General features: G+C 70.2%; 19 protein-coding genes, 1 tRNA gene and 1 other RNA gene. 9 read left to right on the top strand and 12 right to left on the bottom strand.

Annotation, left to right across the window (positions count from 1 at the left end):
- The first annotated feature begins 18 nt into the window (after positions 1–18).
- Complete coding sequence (locus JNB61_RS02190; protein ID WP_220338626.1) at positions 19–1,041, top strand: sugar-transfer associated ATP-grasp domain-containing protein; 1,023 nt, start codon at positions 19–21, stop codon at positions 1,039–1,041.
- 87 nt (positions 1,042–1,128) lie between these two features.
- Here JNB61_RS02190 and JNB61_RS02185 read toward each other — a convergent pair whose 3' ends face one another.
- The 3 genes from JNB61_RS02185 to JNB61_RS02175 all read right to left on the bottom strand — a co-directional run bounded on the left by JNB61_RS02185 (position 1,129) and on the right by JNB61_RS02175 (position 4,333).
- Positions 1,129–1,824, bottom strand: coding sequence for a coenzyme F420-0:L-glutamate ligase (locus tag JNB61_RS02185; protein ID WP_159844145.1), 696 nt, complete (start codon positions 1,822–1,824; stop codon positions 1,129–1,131).
- On the bottom strand, positions 1,821–3,164 hold the full coding sequence (locus tag JNB61_RS02180) for an RNA polymerase sigma factor (RefSeq protein WP_159844143.1): 1,344 nt from the start codon (positions 3,162–3,164) through the stop codon (positions 1,821–1,823). Before JNB61_RS02180 ends, JNB61_RS02185 begins: the two co-directional genes overlap by 4 nt.
- A gap of 248 nt (positions 3,165–3,412) precedes the next feature.
- Positions 3,413–4,333 carry a proteasome assembly chaperone family protein gene (locus JNB61_RS02175; RefSeq protein WP_159844141.1) on the bottom strand — a complete coding sequence of 307 codons (921 nt, stop codon included), beginning with the start codon at positions 4,331–4,333 and terminating at the stop codon, positions 3,413–3,415.
- Positions 4,334–4,418: 85 nt separating this feature from the next.
- Between JNB61_RS02175 and JNB61_RS02170 the strand changes: the two genes are divergently transcribed.
- From JNB61_RS02170 to sucB, 3 genes are all read left to right on the top strand, one after another.
- Positions 4,419–5,906: a leucyl aminopeptidase gene (locus tag JNB61_RS02170; protein WP_220287741.1), complete on the top strand. Its 1,488-nt coding sequence runs from the start codon at positions 4,419–4,421 to the stop codon at positions 5,904–5,906.
- Positions 5,903–7,276, top strand: coding sequence for a dihydrolipoyl dehydrogenase (gene lpdA / locus JNB61_RS02165; protein ID WP_220338625.1), 1,374 nt, complete (start codon positions 5,903–5,905; stop codon positions 7,274–7,276). Before JNB61_RS02170 ends, lpdA begins: the two co-directional genes overlap by 4 nt.
- A 62-nt stretch (positions 7,277–7,338) precedes the next feature.
- The gene (sucB, locus tag JNB61_RS02160) at positions 7,339–9,177 is read left to right on the top strand and encodes a 2-oxoglutarate dehydrogenase, E2 component, dihydrolipoamide succinyltransferase (protein WP_220338624.1); all 1,839 of its coding nucleotides are present in this window, start codon (positions 7,339–7,341) and stop codon (positions 9,175–9,177) included.
- 19 nt (positions 9,178–9,196) lie between these two features.
- Here the strand turns inward: sucB and JNB61_RS02155 are convergent, their stop codons facing one another.
- On the bottom strand, positions 9,197–10,510 hold the full coding sequence (locus tag JNB61_RS02155) for a hypothetical protein (protein WP_220338623.1): 1,314 nt from the start codon (positions 10,508–10,510) through the stop codon (positions 9,197–9,199).
- A gap of 124 nt (positions 10,511–10,634) precedes the next feature.
- On the opposite strand from JNB61_RS02155, the gene JNB61_RS02150 reads away from it, so the two are divergent.
- Positions 10,635–11,345 (top strand): DUF4191 domain-containing protein, encoded by a 711-nt coding sequence (locus JNB61_RS02150; RefSeq protein WP_159844133.1) that lies wholly within the window; start codon positions 10,635–10,637, stop codon positions 11,343–11,345.
- A gap of 52 nt (positions 11,346–11,397) precedes the next feature.
- Here JNB61_RS02150 and JNB61_RS02145 read toward each other — a convergent pair whose 3' ends face one another.
- Positions 11,398–11,790: an RDD family protein gene (locus JNB61_RS02145; RefSeq protein WP_308289056.1), complete on the bottom strand. Its 393-nt coding sequence runs from the start codon at positions 11,788–11,790 to the stop codon at positions 11,398–11,400.
- 132 nt (positions 11,791–11,922) lie between these two features.
- Here JNB61_RS02145 and glnA (JNB61_RS02140) point away from each other — a divergent pair, with 132 nt between their 5' ends.
- Complete coding sequence (gene glnA, locus JNB61_RS02140; RefSeq protein ID WP_159844129.1) at positions 11,923–13,347, top strand: type I glutamate--ammonia ligase; 1,425 nt, start codon at positions 11,923–11,925, stop codon at positions 13,345–13,347.
- Positions 13,348–13,480: 133 nt separating this feature from the next.
- Positions 13,481–14,218, top strand: a complete 738-nt coding sequence (locus JNB61_RS02135) for a peptidase M23 (protein ID WP_220338622.1) — start codon at positions 13,481–13,483, stop codon at positions 14,216–14,218.
- Between the two features lie 74 nt (positions 14,219–14,292).
- Here JNB61_RS02135 and JNB61_RS02130 read toward each other — a convergent pair whose 3' ends face one another.
- From JNB61_RS02130 to JNB61_RS02120, 3 genes are read right to left on the bottom strand one after another with little or no spacing between them, the layout of a single operon-like run.
- Positions 14,293–17,295 carry a bifunctional [glutamine synthetase] adenylyltransferase/[glutamine synthetase]-adenylyl-L-tyrosine phosphorylase gene (locus JNB61_RS02130; protein WP_220338621.1) on the bottom strand — a complete coding sequence of 1,001 codons (3,003 nt, stop codon included), beginning with the start codon at positions 17,293–17,295 and terminating at the stop codon, positions 14,293–14,295.
- Between the two features lie 13 nt (positions 17,296–17,308).
- Entirely contained in the window at positions 17,309–18,646 is a 1,338-nt protein-coding gene (gene glnA / locus JNB61_RS02125) for a type I glutamate--ammonia ligase (RefSeq protein WP_220338620.1), read from the bottom strand.
- A gap of 58 nt (positions 18,647–18,704) precedes the next feature.
- Positions 18,705–18,932 carry an SPOR domain-containing protein gene (locus tag JNB61_RS02120; RefSeq protein ID WP_220338619.1) on the bottom strand — a complete coding sequence of 76 codons (228 nt, stop codon included), beginning with the start codon at positions 18,930–18,932 and terminating at the stop codon, positions 18,705–18,707.
- A gap of 99 nt (positions 18,933–19,031) precedes the next feature.
- On the opposite strand from JNB61_RS02120, the gene ppgK reads away from it, so the two are divergent.
- Positions 19,032–19,796, top strand: coding sequence for a polyphosphate--glucose phosphotransferase (gene ppgK / locus JNB61_RS02115; RefSeq protein WP_220338618.1), 765 nt, complete (start codon positions 19,032–19,034; stop codon positions 19,794–19,796).
- Positions 19,797–19,869: 73 nt separating this feature from the next.
- On the opposite strand, the gene rnpB is transcribed toward ppgK, so the two are convergent.
- The 3 genes from rnpB to JNB61_RS02100 form a co-directional block, all read right to left on the bottom strand.
- An RNA gene (rnpB, locus tag JNB61_RS02110) (RNase P RNA component class A) lies at positions 19,870–20,237 on the bottom strand.
- A 48-nt stretch (positions 20,238–20,285) separates the two neighbouring features.
- Positions 20,286–22,016, bottom strand: coding sequence for a bifunctional 3'-5' exonuclease/DNA polymerase (locus tag JNB61_RS02105; protein WP_220338617.1), 1,731 nt, complete (start codon positions 22,014–22,016; stop codon positions 20,286–20,288).
- Between the two features lie 21 nt (positions 22,017–22,037).
- Positions 22,038–22,769 (bottom strand): zinc ribbon domain-containing protein, encoded by a 732-nt coding sequence (locus JNB61_RS02100; protein ID WP_220338616.1) that lies wholly within the window; start codon positions 22,767–22,769, stop codon positions 22,038–22,040.
- An 89-nt stretch (positions 22,770–22,858) separates the two neighbouring features.
- On the opposite strand from JNB61_RS02100, the gene JNB61_RS02095 reads away from it, so the two are divergent.
- Positions 22,859–24,403 (top strand): amino acid permease, encoded by a 1,545-nt coding sequence (locus JNB61_RS02095; protein ID WP_220287725.1) that lies wholly within the window; start codon positions 22,859–22,861, stop codon positions 24,401–24,403.
- 9 nt (positions 24,404–24,412) lie between these two features.
- On the opposite strand, the gene JNB61_RS02090 is transcribed toward JNB61_RS02095, so the two are convergent.
- Positions 24,413–24,485 (bottom strand) — tRNA-Val (locus JNB61_RS02090).
- Positions 24,486–24,596 lie beyond the last annotated feature (111 nt).

Raw genomic sequence — 24,596 nt, 5'->3', positions numbered from 1 at the left:
ACCGAACCCGGAGCACGCATGTCTTCTCAGGGCCTCGCCCTCTCGAACCGCCTTCGCTACCTCGCCTGGCGTGTCCGTCGCATCGATGTCGGCTCCGTGCTGGAGCGCGCGAAAGAGACCGCGCACGCGCACGGCAAATGGACCCCCGCGGTGGTGGTCGACATGCTGTGGTCGGCGGGGTTCAGGCAGGTCGGCTTCCAGGACTACGTCGACTACGACTTCGCGATCCTGAACCGCTCGGAGCGTGCGACGTACATGACGCATCCCGTCTCGAACGAGCTGTCGCAGAAGTACGACGACCCCGCGTACCGCGGCCGCTTCCAGGACAAGATCGAGTTCGACCGTACGTTCAGCGACTTCCTCCGCCGGGACTGGATGGTCGTCGAGGAGGGCAACGCCGATGCGGTGCGCGCCTTCGCCGAGAAGCACGGCACGATCGTCACCAAGGAGCCGGTGGGCCAGGCGGGAACGGGCGTGCACCGCTACCACGCGGCGGACGTCTCGGACTGGGAGGATTTCCATCGCGGCCTGCTCTCGCGCGGCGAGCTGCTCATCGAGGAGGTCATCCGCCAGCACGCCGACCTCGCCGCCGTGTGCCCCGGAACCGTGAACACCACGCGCGTGACCGCGTTCTTCGACGGCGAGCAGACGCACATCCTGGCGATGGCGCAGAAGTTCGGACGCGGTGCGGTGAGCGACCAGATGACCTTCGGCGGCTTCTACACGATGCTCGACGACAACGGCCATGCCGTCGGTCCGGGCTACGACTCGCACAGCCATGTGCACCAGAAGCACCCCGACAGCGGTTTCGTCATCGCCGACTTCCAGCTGCCGATGATCGAGGAGGTCAAGGCGTTCGTCGACCAGGTCGCGCGCGTCGTGCCGCAGATCCGGTACGTCGGATGGGACATCGTCGTCTCGCCGGACGGTCCGGTGCTCGTCGAGGGCAACTGGGGCGCCGGCGTGTACGAGAACAAGCCGAGCGTCACCGGCATCCGCACCGGTCACAAGCCTCGCTATCGCGAAGCCATCGGCTTCTGAACCGAGACGGTGCCGATCACTGCGCGCGTGCAGCGCAGAAAGGCGCGGCATCCCTGAAGGATGCCGCGCCTTTCTGCTGAATCCGAGTCAGACCGTGCGGACGATGCCGAGCGGCGTCGACTGGTGGCCCTGACCCAGCGGGTTGTCCTTCAGGATCGCGACCAGGCGCTTCTCCTCCGCCTTGTCGAGCGTGGAGCCGAGGATGTTGCCGCCGAGGTCGTTGATGTCGACCACCGCCACTTCGGGCACGCCGCCGAGCAGCGACTTGAGGTGCGTCGCGACCTCGCGCGGGCGCTCGGGTCCGAGGACGACCGCCTTGTTGTAGGGCGGGATCGTTCCGGACGTCGGGCCGTCGATCGCGCGTGCCTTGTCGCCGGCGATGCGGTAGAAGTCGCCCTTGCGGCCGAACAGCTTGGTCACCGCCGAGACGGCGGCCGCGAAGAGGATGCGGATCGTGCCGCACTCGCGCAGCGCCATCTCCATCGTCTCGGGCATGCCCAGGCCGATGCCGTACGGCGTGCGGGTGACGTACTTGGAGAGGAAGAGCGCGAGCCTGCGGGGCTTGATGTCCTCGACGAGGTACGAGCGGCCCTGGGTGATCGCGACGATCTTCTCCGTGACGAAGAGGAGGTCGCCCTCGCGGACGACGTCCGCCGCGTACTCCTTCACGAACGAGTCGAGGTCGTCGCCCGGCATCACGACCCGCGTGCGGATCGGGATGCGGGCGAACGACGAGCCCTCGACCTGTACGGTGAGCGCCTTGCCGGCGTTCGCCTCGCTCACTCGAGGTAGTCCCGGAGCGACTGCGAACGCGACGGGTGCCGCAGCTTCGCCATCGTCTTCGACTCGATCTGGCGGATGCGCTCACGGGTGACCCCGAACGTGTCGCCGATCTGGTCGAGCGTCTTCGGCTGCCCATCCCCCAGGCCGAAGCGCATGCGGATCACGCCGGCCTCGCGCTCCGAGAGCGAGTCGAGGAGCGACTCGAGCTGGCGCTGCAGCATGGTGAAGCCCACCGCGTCGGCGGGGACCACGGCCTCGGTGTCCTCGATGAGGTCACCGAACTCGCTGTCGCCGTCCTCGCCGAGAGGCGTGTGCAGCGAGATCGGCTCGCGGCCGTACTTCTGCACCTCGATGACCTTCTCGGGGGTCATGTCGAGCTCGCGGCTCAGTTCCTCGGGCGTGGGTTCGCGACCGAGGTCCTGCAGCATCTGGCGCTGGACGCGCGCGAGCTTGTTGATGACCTCGACCATGTGCACCGGGATGCGGATGGTGCGGGCCTGGTCGGCCATCGCGCGGGTGATGGCCTGACGGATCCACCACGTGGCGTACGTCGAGAACTTGAAGCCCTTGGTGTAGTCGAACTTCTCGACCGCGCGGATGAGGCCGAGGTTGCCCTCCTGGATCAGGTCCAGGAACTGCATGCCGCGGCCCGTGTATCGCTTGGCGAGCGAGACGACGAGGCGCAGGTTGGCGCCGAGCAGGTGGCTCTTCGCGCGCTGACCGTCGCGGGCGACCCACTGCAGGTCGAGACCCAGCTGCGAGGTCTTCTCGGCGGCCGACATGTGCGACAGCTTCTCTTCGGCGAACAGACCCGCCTCGATGCGCATCGCGAGCTCGACCTCTTCGGCCGCGTTGAGCAGCGGCACCTTGCCGATCTGCTTGAGGTAGTCCTTGACCGGGTCGGCCGTCGCGCCGGTGATCTGCGTCGAGTAGACCGGGACGTCGTCCTCGTCGCTCGAGGAGATGACGATCGCGCCGGTGGGGAGGGGCTCGGTGAACGCCGGCTTGGTGCTCTCCTCCTCTTCCTCCTCGTCGTCGGAGGCGTTCGCGTCGTCGCCGGAGGTCTTCGCGCCCTTGGCCGGTTCGCCGGTCTCCGCTGCGTCGTCGGCGTCCGCGTCGTCGCCCTCGTCCTCGAGTTCGACGTCGTCGTCGAGCTCTTCGACGTCGTCCTCGAACTCGTCGTCCGACTTCTTCGCGCGCTTGGACGCGGTCTTCGGTGCGGCCTTGGTCTTGGCGGCGCCCTTGGCTGCGGGAGCCTTCTTGGCGGCCGCCGTCTTCGTCTCGTCCGTCTCGGTGTCCTTCGCGGTCGAGCGAGCCTTGGTGTTCGTGCCTGGAGTCACGTTTCGCCTTTCACCGGTCGAAGCGCGCTGCGCCTCTCCGGTCGGTTTCGGACACTAGTAAGACCCTTGTCAAGTCCGCATCTTCTCGGGGATGCCCCACGAAGACGGTTGACAACGGGTCAGAGCGTCTAGTATCTCATACTTGCCGTGCGCCGCCAGCATCGCCCTGCCGAGACCGGCGCACCTCCATCCCTGATGTCAACGCCTCGCTCGGCCGTCGAATTCCGCCGGCGCGCGAGGCCACGCGATCATGATCCGCGCTTGTCGTCCTCCGCGGGGCGCGTGGCGAGGAACCGCTCGAGTTCGGCCGCCAGCTCGTCTGCGCTGGGCAGGTCGCCGGTGTGGATCATCGGGGTGGCCAGTGTGGATCCGGCCATATAGGCGTCGTAGCGCTCCTCGAGGCCCTGCACCATGCGCGCGAGCTCGTCGCTGCCCTCGATCTGCTCCGTCACCTTCTCGAGATACTCGCGGTTCTCCTCGCGCAGCTCGTCGCCGGAGAAGACCAGTCCGGTCGCGACGGTCAGGCTGTCGAGCGCCGCGAGAGCGGCCGCGGGGTACTCGGTGTCGCCGAGATAATGCGGGATGAGCAGCACGAAGCCCGCGACGCGCACGCCGGCGGCTGCGAGCCGGTACTCGAGGAGATGACCCGCCGTCGCGGGGACCTGCGTGTGGGGCTGCCACACCGAATGCGCCTCGGTGAGCTCCGACCGGGTTCCGCTCACGGTCGTGCCGATCGGCCTCGTGTGAGGTACGGGCATCGGGATCGCATGAACCCACGTCACCGTGGACACCCCGTACAGCTCCGTGAACTCGAGAACCGCCTCGGTGAAGGCATCCCATGCGAAATCCGGCTCATAGCCCGCCAGGAGCAGGAACGGCTGTCCGAGGGCGTCGTGGGCGAACGACAGCTCCAGACGGGAGGGGCGGTAGTCGGTGAGGTGGTCCTTCTCGAAGGACACGATCGGTCGGCGTGCGCGGTAATCCAGCAGCGTGTCGTTGGAGAACACGGCGAGCGGCGAGGGCGAGAGCTCGTCGCGGAAGTAGTCGATCACACGGCTCACGGCGCTGCCGGCATCGGTGAAGCCGGTCAGGGCGATCACCAGCGGCAGCCCGCGCGGCACGGGCGGCGCGGAAGCCGCACGCTCGAACAGCGGGCCGGGAAAAGGCATGCACCCATGCTACGAGCCGCCCGCGCTCGTCGGGTCGTCGGGGTCGCGCTCAGAGCGAACAGTCGTCGTCCCTAGGATGGAGACCATGTCGTTCCCCGACCTCGAGTACCGCACTGCACCCGTCCGAGAGTCCGACGCAGACCTTCTCCTCCTCGCGCTCCCCCCGCTCGACGCCGAGGGATCCCCGGATCTCTCCGACTGGCCGGGCCTGGGCGAGGCGCTGTCGGCGGTGGGCTTCACCGGGGCCCCCGGTGCCTGGGTGCGCGTGTACGCGCCGGACGCGGCCGCGATCCCGCTGGCGGTCGTCGGGACCGGTTCGACTCCGGATGCTGCGGCCCTGCGCGATGCGGTCGGTGCGGCGATCCGCGCCATCACCGGGTTCGAGGCCGTCGCCGTGGCCGCGCCGTTCGCCGATCCTTCGCTGTGGACCGCCGTCGCGGAGGGCGCCGCGCTGGGCGGCTATCGCTTCGAGGGGTACAAGACCGAACCGCCGAAGCCCCGTGCCCAGCGCGTCGTCGTGCACGGCACCGCCGAGCCGGACGACGCCGCGCTGAAGCTGATCGTCGAGACCGCAGCATCCGTCGCCCTCGTCAAGGATCTCGTGAACATCCCGGCGGAATGGCTCGGGCCGGCGGACGTCGCCGCGCGTGCCAGCGAGGCAGTGGCGGATCTTCCCGTCATCGTCGAGGTGCTCGACGAGGAGCAGCTGCGCGAGCAGGGGTTCGGCGGGATCCTCGGCGTGGGACAGGGCTCCGACCGCCCGCCTCGCCTCATCCGTCTGGACTACGCGCCCGAGGGTGCTGCCAAGCACTTCGCACTGGTGGGCAAAGGCATCACCTTCGACACCGGCGGCCTGTCGCTCAAGCCGGCTGCGTCGATGGTGGGGATGAAGTACGACATGGCAGGCGCCGCCACCGTGCTCGGCGTGCTGCGGGCCGTGGCATCCGTCGGCGCTCCTGTCAAGGTCACGGCGTGGCTCTGCGTCGCCGACAACATGCCGTCGGGCCGCGCCACACGCCCCGGTGACGTGCTGCGGCTGCTCGACGGCACGACGGTCGAGGTGCTCAACACCGACGCCGAGGGTCGCCTGGTGCTCGCCGACGGCCTGGTCGCCGCCAGTCGCGAGAACCCCGACGTGATCGTCGACGTCGCCACCCTCACCGGTGCGATCCTCATCGCCCTCGGAACCCGACACACAGGCGTGATGGGCGATGACGACGCCGTGGCCGCGTACCTCGCAGCCGCCGCCGAGACGGGCGAGCCCGCGTGGCAGCTGCCCCTGCCCGCGCACATGCTCGAGGAGCTCGACTCCCCCATCGCCGACCTGCAGAACGCCAAGATCGGCGATCCTGCCGGCGGCTCGCTCTTCGCAGGCCTGTTCCTGCGTCATTTCGTCGGCCGTACCGCCGGCGAGACGGATGCACCCCGAATCCCCTGGGTGCATCTCGACATCGCCGGCAGCGGGACCCACAAGGGCGCGCCATACGGCTTCACCGACAAGGGACCGACTGCCGCCACCGTGCGCAGCCTGATCCGCTTCGTCCTGGCAGACCTCGATGAGGAGGCACGATGACCGACCACTCCTTCGATCTCGTCGTTCTCGGCGGTGGAAGCGGCGGCTATGCGGCCGCGCTGCGCGCTGCAGAACTCGGCAAGACCGTAGCCCTTGTCGAGAAGGACAAGGTGGGAGGGACGTGCCTGCACCGCGGCTGCATCCCGACGAAGGCCCTGCTGCACGCGGCGGAGGTGGCCGACACGACACGGGATGCTGCGGCCATCGGCATCCGCGCGACCTTCGACGGCATCGACCCGTCGGGCGTCCGCGCCTACCGCGAGGGCATCGTCGCGAAGAAGTACAAGGGTCTAGAAGGACTGGTCAAGGCCCGCGGGATCACCGTCGTGACCGGTGAGGGACGCCTCGAGGCGGGCCCCGCCGTCCGCGTCGGAGACGACCTGTACCGCGGCGCCGACGTCGTGCTTGCGACCGGCTCGTTCAGCCGGACGCTGCCCGGGCTCGAGATCGGCGGCCGCATCCTCACCAGCGAGCACGCGCTCGAGCTCGATGAGATCCCCGGCAGCGTGGTGATCCTGGGCGGCGGCGTCATCGGCGTCGAGTTCGCGAGCGTCTGGCGCTCGTTCGGGAGCGAGGTCACCATCGTCGAGGCGCTCGACCACCTGGTGCCCAACGAGGATCTGGCGCTCAGCAAGGGCCTCGAGCGCGCCTTCCGGCGGCGCGGGATCCAGTACTCGCTGGGCGTGCGGTTCCAGAGCGCGACGCAGACCGCGGACGCCGTGACCGCGACGCTGGAGGACGGCAAGACCTTCACCGCGGACTACCTACTCGTCGCCGTCGGGCGCGGGCCGGCGACCGCGGGCCTCGGCTACGAGGAGGCGGGTGTGACGATCGACCGCGGCTTCGTCATCGCCGACGAGCGGCTGCGCACCGGCGTCGACCACGTGTGGGCGGTGGGTGACATCGTCCCGGGCCCCCAACTCGCGCACCGCGGATTCCAGCAGGGGATCTTCGTCGCCGAGGAGATCGCCGGCCTCTCCCCGGTGGTGATCCCCGACGCGCACATCCCCAAGGTCACGTACAGCCACCCGGAGGTCGCCTCCGTGGGCCTCACCGAAGCGCAGGCGGCCGACGCGCACGGCGCCGACGGAATCGTGGCGTACGAGTACAACCTCGCCGGCAACGGCAAGAGCGAGATCCTCGGCACGAGCGGGATCGTCAAGGTCGTCCGTGCGAAGGAGGGGCCGGTCCTCGGCGTCCACCTGATCGGGGACCGCGTGGGCGAGCTCATCACCGAAGGTCAGCTCGTGGTGGGCTGGGAGGCCCACCCCGAAGACATCGCGCCGTTCATCCACGCGCACCCGACCCAGTCCGAGGCGCTGGGCGAGGCGTTCCTCGCCGTGGCGGGCAAGCCGCTGCACGCTCTGTGACCCTTCGGGCCGCGCCCCATCACTAAGCTAGATCCGATATTTCTTCAGAAGGAGACATCCTCATGAGCACATCCGTGGTCCTCCCCGCTCTCGGCGAGAGCGTGACAGAGGGAACGGTCACCCGCTGGCTCAAGAACGTCGGCGATACGGTCCAGGCGGACGAGGGCCTGCTCGAGATCTCCACGGACAAGGTGGACACGGAGATCCCCTCGCCCGTCAGCGGCGTGATCGAGGAGATCCTCGTGCAGGAGGACGAGACCGTCGAGGTCGGCGCCGTGCTGGCCAAGATCGGCGACGGCTCGGGCACCCCCGCCGCGGCCCCGGCCCCCGAGGCCGCAGCCGCCGAGCCGGCCCCGGCCGCACCGGCAGAGGCCCCCGCCGCAGAGGCGCCTGCCGCAGAGGCGCCTGCTGCAGAGGTCCCCGCCGAGGCCGCGCCGGCACCCGCCGCCGAGCAGCCCGCCGCACCGGCAGGCGGCAAGGACGTCGTCCTGCCCGAGCTCGGGGAGAGCGTGACCGAAGGCACCGTCACTCGCTGGCTCAAGCAGGTGGGCGACGAGGTCGCCGTGGACGAGCCGCTCCTCGAGATCTCGACCGACAAGGTCGACACCGAGATCCCGTCGCCGTTCGCGGGTGTGCTCACCGAGATCCTCGTCGCCGAGGACGAGACGGTCGGCGTCGGCTCACCGCTCGCCCGCATCGGCGAGGCCGGCTCCGCGCCCGCTGTGGCCGCTCCTGCCCCCGCCGCCGCTCCGGCGCCGGCACCGGCCGCTGCTCCGGCTCCGGCACCGGCCGCTGCTCCGGCACCGGCTCCCGCTGCTCCAGCACCGGCTCCCGCTGCTCCGGCACCGGCTCCCGCTGCTCCAGCACCGGCTCCCGCTGCTCCGGCCCAGGCGCCGGCCGCGGCGCCCGCTGCCGCTCCCGCACCGGCTGCCGCTCCTGCCCCCGCCGCAGCACCGGCGGCTGCGGCGCCGGCACTGGTCGCCGAGGAGGACGGGATCACCTACGTCACGCCGCTCGTGCGTCGCCTCGCTCAGCAGCAGGGCGTCGACCTCGGCTCGGTCAAGGGCACGGGCGTCGGTGGTCGCATCCGCAAGGAGGACGTGCTGAAGGCCGCCGAGGCGGCCGCGTCGGCTCCCGCCGCCCCCGCTCCCGCCACGGCGGCCGCGCCCGCGCTCGAGGTGTCGCCGCTGCGCGGCACGACGCAGCCGATGTCGCGTTTGCGCAAGGTGCTCGCCTCGCGGGCCGTGGAGTCGATGCAGTCGACGGCGCAGCTCACCACGGTGGTCGAGGTCGACGTCACGAAGCTCGCGAGCTTCCGTGACAAGGTGAAGAACGACTTCCTCGCCAAGACCGGCGACAAGCTGTCGTTCCTGCCGTTCTTCGCGCTGGCCGCCGCCGAGGCGCTGCAGGCGTACCCCGTCGTCAACTCCACGGTGGACGGCGACCAGATCGTGTACCCGGCGACCGAGAACCTGTCGATCGCCGTCGACACCGAGCGGGGCCTGCTGACGCCGGTGCTCCGCGACGCGGCCGACAAGAACCTCGCGCAGATCGCCCACGAGATCGCCGACCTCGCCGCTCGCACGCGCGACAACAAGCTGAAGCCCGACGAGCTTGCGGGCGGCACGTTCACGCTGACCAACACCGGTTCGCGCGGCGCGCTGTTCGACACCCCCGTCGTGTTCCTGCCCCAGACCGCCATCCTGGGCACCGGCGTGGTCGTCAAGCGCCCCGGCGTCGTGACGGTCGACGGCAAGGACGCGATCTCGGTGCGCTCGTACGTGTACCTCGCGCTCTCGTACGACCACCGCGTCATCGACGGCGCGGACGCCGCACGTTTCCTCGGCGCCGTGAAGACGCGCCTCGAAGCGGCGTCGTTCGTGGCGAACCTGGGCATCTGATCAGGGGCCGTTCCCGCTTCTAGGGCTGCTGCGCGACGTCGGAGACGTCGCGCAGCAGCCACTTGTCATCTCGGCGCAGGACGACGACCATCTGCGACGGGACGGACGCGTCTTCCGCGTCCACCCGGAGCACCGCGATGTCGCCGAAATCGTCGAGCAGCGTCACCGTGCGCCCTGTCGCAGGCTCGTCGATGGCGCCACCGGCCAGCGGGACCGCGTCCACGGTCACGGCCGCGAGGCAGGCGGCATCCCCGGCGCAGGCATTCCGTGCATCCAGCAGGCCTGCCGTCGTGCGCTCGAGGTCGGCGGGCTCCCCCGCCGGTGCACCGTTCGCGGACGGCGCCGGTGGTTCGGAACCCGCGGGAACGGGTGCCCCAGGTTCGGGCGTCGCGCTGGGCGCGGCGCCGGCACCCTCGTCGGTCGCCACCCCGCTCGCGCTCGGCCACAGCGCGCCACCGGCGAGGACGGCCGCCGCGACGGCTCCGCCGACCAGCCACGGCGCGCGTCGCGGCCCGGTCTTCGCCCCGTCCCCCGTGCGGCGCAGTCGCCGCCAGACCGCCGTCGTCGCCCGCGAGACGGTGTCGGCGAGATCGTCGTCCACGCCGGCGACGAGCGTCTGCCACATCGAACGCGGAGCCGGCTCGTGTGGCACGTCGGCCAGGCGGCGTGTCTCCTCGTGGGCGCGGGCGACGCCTTCGGTGGCACTGCGGGGACTCAGACTGACGGTGATGAGCGGCTCCGCCTCGGCGAGGGCGAACAGCGCCTCCTCAGCGGCCTCGAGCTCGAGGACCGAGACGCGCTCCGCGGTGACGGCGCGCAGCGCGGTCTGCCACGTGCGCTGTGCGGGCGGGTCGACGCCCGCCTCCTCGAGGACGGCCGCGGACGCCTCCAGCGCGCGCCGGGCCGAGGCATCCGTCACCAGCACCGGCCTGCCCGCGTCGTCGAGCCACCATTCGCCCGCGGCATCGGGCTCGCCCGCGATCTGGACGCAGCCCCGCAGCACGCTCACGCCGAGTGTCACGGCCTCACCCATGCTGAGCGGCATCCGTGCGGCACGGCGGCGCACGAAGTCCTCGAGGCGCTCCGAGAGCACGGGCATCACCACGTCGTGTCCGTCCACGCGTCGCACGACGTCGACCGGGGTCAGCACATGGCCGTCGGGGGCGGCCTGCCATCCCCTCCAGTCCGCGCCGAGAACGGCGGCGTCCACCAGCACCCACGCGTCACCGCCGGCGGTGCGTACGAGAGTGCCCGGCCACGGGCCGTCCTCCCGCGCCCGCACCGCGCGGATGACACGGTAGGGCCTGCTGAGCGTGCCGTCGGCGGTGGTCATGTGGCCAGTGTGCGCCGGCGTGCTCTGCCGCCTCCGCGGTGCGGCGACGTCTGTGGATGGATGCCGCTCGCGCTCGACTGTGGAGGAGCCGAGCAGGAGCCTGCGAAAAGGTAGGCTGGAAGCTATGGCCGCGCGCAGTTCCGCCCCCGAGAAGGGCCCGGGATTCTTCTCCCAGATCCGTACCCTCTACACCTTCACTCAGAAGGAGTTCCGCTGGCTGCCGTTCCTGCTGATCGGCATCCTCCTGCTCGGCATCGCCGTCGGCGTGGGCATCGGCTTCGTCATCCCGCCGGTCGCCGTCTGGAGCGTCATCCTGTGGGGTGTCACCGGCCTCATGCTGGGCGTGCTCGCATCGATGATGACGATGACCCGTCTGTCAACCCGCGCGATGTACAAGAAGATCGACGGAATGCCGGGAGCCACCGGCCACGTCCTGTCGACGTCGCTGGGCCGCAAGTGGCAGGCCAGCGAGATGCCGGTGGGCATCAACCCCAAGACCCAGGAGGCCGTCTACCGCGCGATCGGTCGTGGCGGCGTCGTGATCGTCGGCGAGGGGGCCCGTGGGCGCCTCACGCGGCTCGTGAACGACGAGCGCTCCAAGGTGCAGCGGGTGGCCTCCGGCGTTCCCCTGACGGTGCTGTACGTCGGCCACGGCGAGGGCGAGACGCCCATCTCGAAGCTCGCGCCGACCATAAAGGCGCTGCCGAACAAGATCGACCGGGCGACGATGGCCGCAGTCATCAAGCGCATCGAATCGGTCTCGCAGTCGCTCACGTCGCTGCCGATCCCGAAGGGCATCGACCCGACGAAGGTCCGAGCGCCGCGTCCGCGCTGAGAGCGCGTCGCAGAACCCGGTCCGGCTGAGACGCCGGCCGGGTTCTGTCGTCTCAGGAGCGGATGAGCACCGTGCCCGCGGCCTTGTCGTGCAGGCCGCGCTGATCGGCGTCCCAAATGACCGCCGGGATCGCGAGGATGAGCAGAGCTGTGCGGATGACGGGACGCCACAGGCCCACCCATGCGCCGTCGAGGCGCACCAGGCGCAGGCCGAAGATGCGATGGCCCGGGCTCCCCTGGAGCGTCGGCAGGAACACGATCTGGATGGCGGCGAAGATCGCGAGGATCGCCAGCGGGTCCCATCCGAAGAACCCGGAGATGAGGTACGCGGCGCCGTAATCGAGGAAGAGAGCGCCGACGCGGCGGCCCAGACGGCCGATGGAGCCGGCGCCCTCACGGGGCAGTCCGAGGCGTTCGCCGGGGTAGTCCTGGATGCTCTGCGTCACTTCCCCAGCGTACCCAGGTCGCCGTAACATCCCGGAAACACAAGTGATACTGGAGGGCAATGCCCCGCGGGTACCGTGCCAAAGTGCCCGGCCCGTACGGGCGGATCCGAATGCCCTACCTCTGGAGTCTTCATGTTCAAAGATTCATCCGAGGTGCTGAAGTTCATCAAGGACGAGGACGTCAAGTTCCTCGACATCCGTTTCACGGATCTTCCTGGCGTGCAGCAGCACTTCAACATCCCGGCCTCGACCGTCGACGAAGAATTCTTCACGGTCGGCCAGCTGTTCGACGGCTCCTCCATCCGGGGCTTCGCGAACATCCACGAATCGGACATGCAGCTGATCCCGGACGTGTCGACGGCGTACCTCGACCCGTTCCGTGAGGCCAAGACGCTCGTCATGGTCTTCGACATCTACAACCCGCGCAACGGTGAGATCTACTCGAAGGACCCGCGCCAGGTCGCCAAGAAGGCCGAGAAGTACCTCGCCTCGACCGGCATCGCCGACACCGCGTTCTTCGCTCCCGAGGCGGAGTTCTACATCTTCGACGACGTCCGCTACGAGGTGAAGCAGAACTCCAGCTTCTACTCGGTCGACTCCGAAGAGGGCGCCTGGAACACCGGCCGCGCCGAAGAGGGCGGCAACCTCGCCAACAAGACGCCGTTCAAGGGCGGTTACTTCCCGGTCTCGCCCGTCGACAAGACGGCCGACCTGCGCGACGACATCAGCCTCCGCCTCATCGAGTCGGGTCTGCACCTCGAGCGCGCGCACCACGAGGTGGGAACCGGTGGCCAGCAGGAGATCAACTACCGCTTCGACACGATGGTGCACGCGGCCGACGACATCCTGAAGTTCAAGTACATCGTCAAGAACGTGGCGAACGAGTGGGGCAAGGTCGCGACGTTCATGCCGAAGCCCCTCTTCGGCGACAACGGCTCGGGCATGCACACGCACCAGTCGCTGTGGCTCGACGGCAAGCCGCTCTTCTACGACGAGAAGGGCTACGCGCAGCTCTCCGACACCGCACGCTGGTACATCGGCGGCATCCTGGCGCACGCGCCGGCTCTGCTCGCGTTCACCAACCCGACGCTCAACTCCTACAAGCGTCTCGTCAAGGGCTACGAGGCCCCGGTCAACCTGGTGTACTCGGCCGGTAACCGCTCTGCGGCCATCCGTATCCCGATCACGGGCTCGAACCCGAAGGCCAAGCGCATCGAGTTCCGCGCGCCGGACGCGTCGGGAAACCCGTACCTGGCCTTCGCCGCGCAGCTCATGGCGGGCCTCGACGGCATCCAGAACCGCATCGAGCCGCACGAGCCGGTCGACAAGGACCTGTACGAGCTTCCCCCCGAGGAGGCGAAGAACATCCCGCAGGTGCCGAACTCGCTGCTCGACTCTCTCGAGGCGCTGCGCGCCGACCACGAGTTCCTGCTCAAGGGCGGCGTGTTCACGCCCGAGCTGATCGAGACGTGGATCGAGTACAAGATCGAGAACGAGATCCAGCCGCTCAACGCGCGTCCGCACCCCTTCGAGTACGAGCTGTACTTCGGCGTCTGACGTTCCAGACCGCAGGCGGGCCCCGGGAGACCGGGGCCCGCTTCTGTGTTCGCTGGGAGATCGTGCCGCGGCCCGGCGCGCCGCCTAGGCTGAACGAGCGCATCCGCGCACCTACCGACAGAAGGCCAGGACGATGCCCGCCCGCACCAGCGCGACGACCCGACGGCGCACCACGCGTCGGTCGCCGGGCGCACGCAGGCGGAGGCCGAATCGGCACACCCGTCGACGTGGCCGCAAGACCGGCGTCGCGCTGGCGATCGCCGTTCCGGCGATCCTGTTCGGCGCATTCCTCGTGGGTGCGGCCCTCCTGGCGGGGAGCTTCCGGATGTCATGGGCGGACGACCTGGCACTCGCGCCGGACGATCGCGCGCCGGCGCCGCCACCGATCATCGAGCCCGCCGTCGCCGGGTACCGGTTCGAGCAGCTCACCAACGCCTGCACGATCCTCGCGGCCGGCAGGGATCTGGGATTCGACGCGCGGGACCAGACGATCGCCGTGATGACGGCCATGGGCGAATCGTCGTTGCGCAACATCGACTACGGCGACTGGGAGACGAGCGGCGTCACGAACCCCGACGGCTCCCGCACCACCTCGATCGGACTCTTCCAGCAGCAGGACTCCTGGGGTACGCGCGAAGCGCGACTCGATCCGTACACCGCGGCCACGGTGTTCTACCGGGCCATGGCGGAGCGCGTGCCCGACCGTGCGGCGGTGGAGCCGACCCTCGTCGCGCATCGCACGCAGGTCAACGCCGACCCGTATCACTACGCCCGCTATTGGGATCGTGCGGTCCGCGTCGTGGCCGCCGTCACCGGCAGCCCGATGGAGGGCGACCGCATCGACGGAATCCCGCACTGCCCACGCGCGTGAGCGGCGCCGGTCGCAGCCGGGCCCGCGCGGCCGTCGGCCCCGCGTCACGGCCGGGAAGCTCCGTGGGGGCCGGTTCAGCCGTAGAAGAGCTTCTCGAACACGCGACGCGCGCGACGCGTGGTGCCGAGGTAGTCCTCCTCGACCTGCGTGGCTGACCGCGGCGGGTACTCGAGGAGGCGGCCGATGCCGTCGAGCTTCTTGCGATCGACCGGAAGCACGTCGCTCGTCTGCCCGGAGAGCAGCGTATTGGCCGACCGGAGGCGGCTCGCGAGGCGCCAGGCGTCCGACAGCCGGTCCGCGGCGCTGGCAGGGATGAGTCCGGCGCTCTCGGCGGCGCGCAGCGCGCCCAGTGTGGATGTCGTCCGCATCTCGGGCACCGCGTGAGCGTGCTGCAGCTGCAGCAGCTGGACGAGCCACTCGACGTCGCTCAGCGAACCAGGGCCGAGTTTGAGATGCCGCGACGGGTCGACGCCCTGCGGCAGACGCTCGCTCTCGACGCGGGCCTTGATGCGCTTGATCTCCCGCGTGGCGGCGAGGTCGACGACCTGCGGGTACCGCACCCGATCGGCGAGCTCCATGAAGTCGCCGATGAGCTTGACGCTCCCGGCGACGCCTCGCGCCCGCAGCAGCGCCTGCGCCTCCCACGACAGCGCCCACCGCCGGTAGTACTCCTCATACGCCTCGAGCGAGCGGGCGAGCGGGCCGTTGCGGCCTTCGGGGCGAAGGTCTGCGTCCAGCTCGAGCGGGACGCGGTGGTCCTCGGAGTGGTTGCGCAGTGCGGCGACCAGCTTCAGGGCGAGCTCGTGGGCGCGCTGCGGATCGACGCCGTTCGGCCGGTAGACGTACATGACGTCGGCGTCCGAGCCGAAGCCGAGCTCCGCGCCGCCGAAGCGTCCCATCGCGATGACCGAGAAGTCGAGCGCGGCGTCTTCGGGCGGCACCACCTCACGGCGCACCGCGCGCAGAGTCGCCTGGATCGTGACCTCCGTGATGGTCGTGAGCGCGTCCGCGACCTCCTCGATCGTCACGCTCCCGAGGATCGCTCCCATCGCGATCCGCAGCTGCTCGCGGCGCCGCAGCGCCCGCACCGCCCGCATGGCATCGACGACCGTCTCATGCCGGGTCTGGATCGCGCGCGCCTCCTGCTGCAGCGCGACGCCGGAGCGGGGGCGCAGCAGCTCAGGGTCGTCGAGCCACGCGGCGGACTCGGGGATCCACTCGATGAGCTCCCCGACGTAGCGAGAGCCCGACAGCACGCGGGACAGGCTCTCGGCGGCACCGGAGGAGTCCCGCAGCATGCGCAGGAACCAGTGGGTGTCTCCGAGCCGCTCGCTGAGCCGGCGGAAGGCGAGGAGGCCGTAATCCGGATCGACGCCGTCCGCGAACCAGCGGATCATGACGGGCATCAGGTGCCGCTGGATCGTCGCCTTGCGGCTCAGACCGGTCGTCAGCGCCGCGATGTGGCGCAGGGCGCCGGCAGGGTCGGCGAAGCCGATCGCCGCGAGACGGTCGTGGGCCTGCGCGGTCGACAGCACCCGCTCGTCGGCCGGCAGCGCCGCGACCGCCGACAGCAGCGGGCGATAGAAGAGCCGGACATGGATGTCGCGCACTTCGCGCTTGACGGACTCCCACAGCTGCCAGACCCCGTCGCCGGTGTCGGCGAGGCCCGTCGCGCGCGCGAGGACACGAAGCTCCTCGGGGCGCGACGGCATCAGATGCGTGCGTCGCAGCTGGCGCAGCTGCACGCGGTGTTCGAGCAGTCTCAGGACGCGGTAGTCCTGGGAGAAGGCGGATGCCTCGGCGCGACCGATGTAGCCCTCGGCGACCAGCGCGTCCAGCGCCTCCAGCGTGCCGCGCTGCCGGATGCGGTCGTCCGAGAGTCCGTGCACGAGCTGGAGCAGCTGCACCGTGAACTCGATGTCGCGGATGCCGCCCGGGCCGAGCTTCAGCTGATACGGCACGTCGGCGGGCGGGATGTGCTCGGTGACGCGTTCGCGCATGCGCTGCACGCTGTCGACGAAGTTCTCGCGGGCGGCGCTCGTCCACACCTTGGGCTGCACCGCTTCGATGTACGCCTGCGCGAGACCGTCGTCGCCCGCGACGGGCCGCGCCTTCAGCAGCGCCTGGAACTCCCAGCTCTTCGCCCACCGGTCGTAGTACGCCAGGTGCGAGTCGAGCGTGCGCACGAGCGCGCCCTGCTTGCCCTCCGGGCGCAGGTTGGCGTCGACCTCCCACAGCGGTGGCTCGATCTCGACGCCGGAGATGCCGCGCATCGTCTGGACCGCCAGTCGAGTCGCGATGTCGACGACGCGGCTCTCGCCGAACTCCTCGATCGCATCGTCGTCGCCGCCTCCCACGAAGATGACATCCACGTCGCTGACGTAGTTGAGCTCGCGCGCGCCGGTCTTTCCCATGCCGATGATCGCCAGCTTCGTGCGCGCCACCTGATCGCGCGGGAACAGCCCGGCGCCGACGGCGCCTCCTGAGACGCGGGTGCGGGCGACCGCGAGGGATGCCTCGAGCGCCGCGCCCGCGGCATCCGCGAGCCGCGCCGACACCACTGCCACTTCGTCGACCGGCGACGGGCTCAGGAGGTCGTATGCCGCGATGCGCGCGAGCATCCGGCGGTAGCGCACGCGCAGGGCGACCCAGGCGCTCTCGCCGCCTTCCGCGGCGAACCCGTCGACGGCGTCGATCGATGCGAGCAGTTCGGAGCGGAGCTCCTCCGGTGTGGGCAGCCTCTCCCCCGCATCGGCGAGCTGATCGACCTCTGCAGGATGCCGGAAGAAGAAATCGCCGAAGCCGGTCGACGCGCCGAGCAGCGCCCACAGCGCGCGCCAGGCCGCGGGCCGTTCACGCGCGCGGCGTACGGGTGCAGGGTCACGGCGTGCGAGACGTGCCAACGCGTGCAGCGCCTCGTCGGGATCGGCCGCATCGGCGGCCGCGTCGAGGAGAGCGTCACGGGGCGCGTCGATGAGGGCGGCGAGCTCGTCGAGAAGTGCCTCCGCCTCCGTCAGACGGCTGAAGCCCAGTCGGGCGAGCGGGGTGAGGGAGCCCGGCCGGTCGCTCGCGGACATGCGTCAGCCGGTCTCAGAGCATCTCGAGGTTGCTCTTGAGCTCGAACGGGGTCACCTGCGAGCGGTACTCCTGCCACTCGCGGCGCTTGTTGAGGAGCACGTAGTTGAACACCTGCTCGCCGAGTGTCTCGGCGACGAGCTCGGACTCCTCCATGTACTCCAGCGCGTGGTCGAGGCTCGCGGGCAGTGGGGCGTAGCCGAGAGCCCGGCGCTCAGCATCCGTCAGCGACCAGACGTTGTCCTCCGCCTCCGGCGGGAGCTCGTACTCGTTCTCGATGCCCTTGAGGCCCGCCGCCAGCATGAGCGCGTACGACAGGTACGGGTTCGCAGCCGAGTCGAGGGCGCGGTACTCGACACGCGAAGACTGGCCCTTGCTGGGCTTGTACAGCGGCACGCGCACGAGCGCAGACCGATTGTTGTGGCCCCAGCAGATGAAGCTGGGTGCCTCGTCGCCGCCCCAGAGCCGCTTGTACGAGTTGACGAACTGGTTCGTGACGGCCGAGATCTCGTTGGCATGACGCAGCAGGCCCGCGATGAACTGGCGGCCGACCTTCGACAGCTGGTACTGCGCACCCTCTTCGTAGAACGCGTTGACGTCGCCCTCGAACAGCGACATGTGGGTGTGCATGCCGCTGCCGGGCTTGCCCGTCATCGGCTTCGGCATGAACGTCGCGTACACGCCCTGCTCGATCGCGACCTCTTTGATCACGGTGCGGAACGTCATGATGTTGTCCGCCGTGGTGAGGGCGTCCGCGTAGCGCAGATCGATCTCGTTCTGACCGGGTCCACCCTCGTGGTGGCTGAACTCCACCGAGATGCCCAGGTCTTCGAGCATGCGGACGGAGCGGCGTCGGAAGTCGTGGGCGGTGCCGCCGGGCACGTTGTCGAAGTAGCCGGCCGAGTCGACCGGCTCGGGCCCCTCGGTGCCGAACGAGGAGGACTTCAGCAGGTAGAACTCGATCTCGGGGTGGGTGTAGAAGGTGAAGCCCGCATCGGCGGCCTTCGCCAGCGTGCGCTTGAGGACATGGCGCGGGTCCGCCACGGCCGGCTGCCCGTCGGGCGTCGTGATGTCGCAGAACATGCGCGCGGTCGGGTCGATCTCGCCGCGCCACGGCAGGATCTGGAACGTGGTTGGGTCGGGATGCGCCAGCAGGTCCGACTCGTAAGAGCGCGTCAGGCCCTCGATCGCGGAACCGTCGAATCCGAGACCCTCCCTGAAGGCGCCCTCGACTTCGGCGGGTGCGATGGCGACGGACTTCAGCGTGCCGATCACGTCTGTGAACCACAGTCGTACGAACTTCACGCCTCGTTCTTCGATGGTCCTCAGAACGAAGTCACGCTGCTTGTCCATCGCGTCCTCTCCGGTGCCGGATCGCCCGAGGTGTCATACGACCGGGGTGAAAGCCAGACTACTGGTCGTCGCGGCCCTCGCCGGACACCGCGTCGGCACCCCACGCGTCCTCGCGCGCCTCCTCCGCCGCCCACGCACGCGAGCGCTCCTTGATCACCTCGGGAGCCTTCGCTGCCTCCTCGGGAGTGTCGAAGGGGCCGGCACGGTCGGGCGCGGGCGACTCGAAGCCCTTCTCGACCTCACCGGTCTTGAGGTTGTACCAGTACTTGTCGCTGCCGCTCGTCATCGTGCACGCTCCTCGCATCGCGGGCTGGTCGCCCTCAGCACGATCCTACTGAGGCCCGCCTCGTCGGGGACGGCGCGTCGGCGTCGATAGGCTGTCGACATGGCATCTGACGCGGCACGCGCCGTCGGCGTGGACATCGGCGGCACCGGGATCAAGGCGGGGATCGTCGATCTGGACAAGGGCGAGCTCGTCAGCGATCGCGTCAAGGTCGCGACTCCTCCGGGCGCGCACCCGCCCGACGTGCTGGCCGCGGTGACCGAGGTGCTCTCGACCCTGGGCGTCGGAGACGACCCGTCGGTGCCCCTCGGCGTGGCCTTCCCCGCGATCGTGAAGAACGGGCGCACTCTGTCGGCGGCGAACGTGTCGGAGCAGTGGATCGACTTCGAAGCCGAGAAGTTCTTCGAGGATGGCCTGGGGCGCGACATCCACTTCGCGAACGACGCGGACGTCGCCGGTGTCGCCGAGGTCCGCTACGGCGCCGCCAAGGGCCGGCCCGGGCTCACGATCCTCACCACGCTCGGCACCGGGATCGGCTCGGCGCTGCTGTACGACGGCGTGCTGGTGCCGAACTCGGAGCTCGGCCACGTGCAGCGCGCCCGTCACGGTAAGGATGCCGAGGCCTACGCCGCGTACTCCGCGATGGAGCGCCACAACCTCTCGTGGGAGCAGTGGGCGAAGCGGCTGCAGTGGTACTACAGCCACATCGAGTTCCTGTTCAGCCCTGACCTGTTCGTCGTGGGCGGGGGCGTGTCCAAGCACTCCGACAAGTTCCTGCACCTGCTCGACCTCAAGACGCCGATCGTGCCGGCGGTGCATCGCAACAATGCGGGGATCATCGGCGCAGCGGCGCTCGCGCGGGGCTGAGACCGGCGTCGCGCGGCTGGCACGCCGCGGCGTCGCGCGGCTGGCACGCCGCGGCGTCGCGCAGCGGAGAGGGCGAATGGGCCGGCCTGTACGCCGGGTTCTGTCCGGGGGCGTGAGCCCCGTGGACGGTCATCTCTCTCGGCGACACGTTGCCGTGCCGCTCCAGCGGCCTACCCGGGGACTCGGCGGGCCGCGTCGTCATCCCCTGTCTGGCCTTGCTCCGGGCGAGGTTTACCGTGCGGGTAGTGTCACCACGACCCCGGTGGTCTCTTACACCACCCTTTCACCCTTACCCGGCCGAAGCCGGGCGGTCTGCTCTCTGTGGCACTGTCTCGCGGATCGCTCCGGGTGGGTGTTACCCACCGCCCTGCCCTGTGGAGCCCGGACGTTCCTCGGCGCGGGGCGGCGAACCGCCCGCGACGCGACCGTCCAGCCGGCCCATTCGCAACCGCCAGTTTATCGCCGCCACCGGGGTGTGCGCGGCGCGTGTCAGTCCTTCAGCGCGGTTTCGGCGACGCGCACGTCGAGGCGGAACTCGAGCGGGAAGTCGCCGAAGAGCAGGCGACCCGCCGACGCCGCGGCATCCGCGACCGCCTGGGCCGCAGCATCCGCGTGCTCCGCGGGAGTGTGCACGATCACCTCGTCATGCAGGAAGAACGCCAGATGCGGCCGACATGCGAACGCCGGCCCCGAACGCGGCGCCCCGCGCTCGGCGGGCACCTCAGGAAGCGCTGCGAGGCGCCCGCGCAGGTCGGCGAGCCACGCGAGCGCCCACTCGGCCGCGGTGCCCTGCACGACGAAGTTGCGGGTGAAGCGGCCGCGATCGCGCGCCCAGCGCCGTGCGCGCGTCTCGTCGGCGCCGGAGGCGTCCGCCTCGGTCGCGCGCGATTGGGCGGCGGACCACTCCGCCGAGGGGGCGGGCGACGTGCGGCCGAGCCATGTGGAGACGATGCCGCCGTCCTCGCCGGTGCGCGCGGCGTCGTCGACGAGCCCCATCGCCCGCGGGTACGCGCGGCGCAGGCGTGGCACGAGCCGCCCCGACTCCCCCGTCGTGGCGCCGTACATCGCACCGAGCATCGCGATCTTCGCCTCCTGACGCGTTGCCACGGCTCCGCTGTCGACGATGCCGGTGTAGAGGTCGCGCCCGCGCGCCGCCGCCGCGAGGGCGGTGTCGCCCGACATCGCGGCGAGCACGCGCGGCTCGAGCTGCGCGACATCGGCGACGACGAGCCGCCATCCCGGGTCCGCGCGGACAGCCTCACGCAGCTGACGAGGCAGCTGCAAGGCTCCCCCGCCGGACGACGCCCAGCGTCCCGTGACCACACCGCCGGGAACATAGACCGGGCGGAAGCGGCCGTCGGCGACCCACTCCGACAGCCACGTCCACCCGTTCGCCGACAGCAGCCGGGAGAGCTTCTTGTACTCGAGGAGTGGCTCGATGACGGGATGCCGCTGCTCGGCGAGCTCCCATCGGCTCGTGGACTCGACCAGCACGCCGACACGGTGGAGCGAGCGGAGCAGCTTCGGCTGCGAGTCCAGGCTCGCGGAAGGATCGCCGAGCGCCGCCCTCACACGCTCGGCCGCCGCAGCCAGCTTCACCGGCTGCGCACCACCGGGGCGGCGCTCTCCGAGCGTCTCGACGAGGATGCGGTCGTGCGCGTCGGCGTCCCACGGGAGCCCCGCCGCCCGCAGCTCGGCGGCCACGAGGGCACCCGCAGACTCCGCGGCCGTCAACAGCCGCAGGCGAGCGGACTCGGCGCTGCCTGCGACGGCGTCGCGCTGACGCACGAACTCGGCCAGCGCCGCGTCGGCGTCGTCCGGCGCGCCGGCGTTACGGGGGGCGTCGTCGAGCTCGAACAGGGTGGGCGCGGCCTCCTCGGCGTCGACATGTGGGGCCGCATCCCATTGCCGTGCCCGCCGGACCGCCGCCGTCTCGGCGACCAGCGCCGAGTCGCGAAGGATCGCGTGGCACAGGCGGAGGTCGTGGCAGCGGGCGATGCGGACCCCCTCGGCGAGGAGCTCGGCGTACCACTGCGGCGTGTCATGCCAGACCCACCGGGGTGCCCAGCGGGATTCGGCCTCCGAGATCCACGACGACAGGTCGGCGCCGCCGATCTCGTCGCGGCCGAACTCGTCGGCGTTCGCGTCGAGCAGGACGACGGCGGCGCCGTGATCGGTGCGCCCGAGGACGATCCAGGCCGGGGCGTCAGTCGCGCCCACTGCGGCACCGTCCGGCTGCGGTCACAGCCCGGATTCGTCGTCGCGAACGAGAATGCAGCCGCACTCGGGGCACGTCACGACCTCGTCCTCGCCGGCCTGGCGCAGCACCTGCAGGTCGGTGCCGGCGAGCACCATGTGGCAGCCTTCGCACGTGCGGCGGCGCAGGAACGCGGCGCCTGCGCTGCGGACCGCCAGCCGGTCGTAGAGGGCGAGCAGATCGGCGGGCACGCTGCCCGCGACAGCCGCGCGGTCACGGGTGGCGGCGTCGAAGACCGCCGTCGCCTCGGCGACGGCTCGCTTGCCCTCCGCGCTCAGCTCGGCACCTTCGGCGTTGGTCGCCGCGATGAGGGCCTCCTGCTCGGCGACGGCGGCGTCGGCGATCTCGAGACGCTCCATGACCGCCAGCTCCGCGTCTTCCAGATCGCTCTTGCGGCGAGCGAGAGCGGCCAGCTCGCTCTCGAGCCCCTGCGCCTCCTTCGAGTTCGTCGAGGCGGCGAGACGGCCGGCGTCTCGTGCGGCTCGAGCGTCGACGACCGCGACATCGGACTCGATGCGCGACAGCTCGGTGCGCAGATCGTCACGGGCGCCGAGGCGCGCTGCCAGCTGCTGGGAGAGCTCCTGACGCCGGCCCAGCAGCTCCTGCACGCGACCTGCCTGCGGCGGGTTCTTGCGAGCGTTGTCGGCCTGGCGGATGCGGGCGTCGAGCTGCGCGACCTCGACGAGGCGGCGCTGGTCTGCAGGGCTGGCGTTCACGTCACCAACCTACCGTGGGGCATCGACGGCGCGAGCGGCGGCCGCTAGCATTCGACGATCGGGCCGTCCGAAGACGAAAGGCGCGAACCATGGGCGTTCTCCGCACCAAGTCGGTCGAGCAGTCGATCGCCGACACCGACGAACCGGAATTCCGGCTTAAGAAGTCCCTGACGGCCCTGGACCTCACCGTCTTCGGCATCGGCGTGGTGATCGGAGCGGGCATCTTCACGCTCACCGGCCGGGCCGCGCACGAGGTCGCGGGCCCTGCCATCGTGATCAGCTTCGTGGTCGCCGCGATCGCCTGCACGCTCGCCGCGCTCTGCTACGCCGAGTTCGCGTCGACGGTTCCCGTGTCGGGGTCTGCCTACACGTTCTCCTACTCGTCGCTCGGCGAGCTCTTCGCGTGGATCATCGGGTGGGACCTCATCCTCGAGATGTTCCTGGGCGCGAGCGTGGTGGCGCAGGGGTGGAGCGCGTATCTGGGCACGCTCTTCGAACAGCTCGGGATGCCGATCCCCCCGGAGATCGGCTACGGGGGCACCGTCGACCTCATGGCGATCCTGCTCGTGCTGGTGCTCGGCGGCCTGATGACGTTCGGCATCAAGGAATCTCTGCGCGTCAACATGGTGCTCGTCGCCGTGAAGCTCTTCATCGTGCTGTTCGTCATCGTCGCCGGCCTTCTGTTCGTGAATCCCGCGAACTGGTCGCCGTTCGTGCCCGCACCTGCGCCGAGAGAGGCCGCGACCGGACTGAGTCAGCCGCTGCTGCAGTTCCTCTCGGGGATCGAGCCGACGGCCTTCGGCGTCGGCGGGATCTTCGCGGGTGCGGCGCTCGTGTTCTTCGCGTACATCGGCTTCGACGTCGTCGCGACCACCGCCGAGGAGACCCGCCGCCCGCAGCGGGACCTGCCGATCGGCATCATCGCCTCCCTGGTGATCTGCACGCTCCTGTACTGCGCCGTCGCACTCGTGGTCACCGGCATGGTGCCCTACCAGGACCTGGACCCGGCGGCGGCCCTCGCCAACGCGTTCGCGTTCCACGGGGCGACGTGGATGGCGACGCTGATCTCGGCGGGCGCGGTCGCCGGCCTCACCACGGTCGTGCTGACGCTGCTCATCGGCGCCACGCGCATCATCTTCGCGATGTCGCGCGACGCGCTCCTGCCCATCCGCCTCGCCAAGGTGCACCCGCGGTTCCGCACGCCCTGGGTCATCTCGATCCTCGTGACGATCGTGGTCGCGGTCGTCGCGGGCTTCACGCCGATCGGTCTGCTCGAGGAGATGGTGAACATCGGCACACTGTCGGCCTTCGTGCTCGTGTCGATCGGCGTCATCGTGTTGCGACGCAAGCGCCCGGACCTGCACCGCACCTTCCGCGTGCCGCTGAACCCGTGGCTGCCGGCCCTGTCGGCCGCGATCTGCGTCTACCTGATGCTCAACCTCACAGTGGAGACGTGGCTGCGGTTCGTGGTGTGGCTCGTCATCGGATTCGTCATCTATTTCGCCTACTCCCACCGGCACTCCAAGATCGGCCAGCCCGGGTACCAGGAGTTCGCGCTGCCCCACGTCGTCTCGCACGAGCGCGAGGGCGGGCATCGCGACGACGACGGGGATCTGCGCGCGGATCGGCCCTAACGGGTTCGGTGGGCCCTGCCGGGATCGAACCGACGACATCCACGGTGTAAACGTGGCGCTCTACCAGCTGAGCTAAAGGCCCTCGTGGCCAGTCTACGAGGTGCGTCCGGGGCGTCTCGAACTCGCTAGGCTGGCAGTCGGTGCGTTTGTGCAGGGCAGACAACGCCCGCGCCGCTCCCGTAGCGATTACCTG

It is taken from the genome of Microbacterium ureisolvens (assembly GCF_019511645.1).
GTDB lineage: Bacteria > Actinomycetota > Actinomycetes > Actinomycetales > Microbacteriaceae > Microbacterium > Microbacterium ureisolvens_A.
The sequence above is the reverse complement of the archived record's forward strand: the minus strand, read 5'-3'. Positions and strand labels throughout refer to the sequence as shown.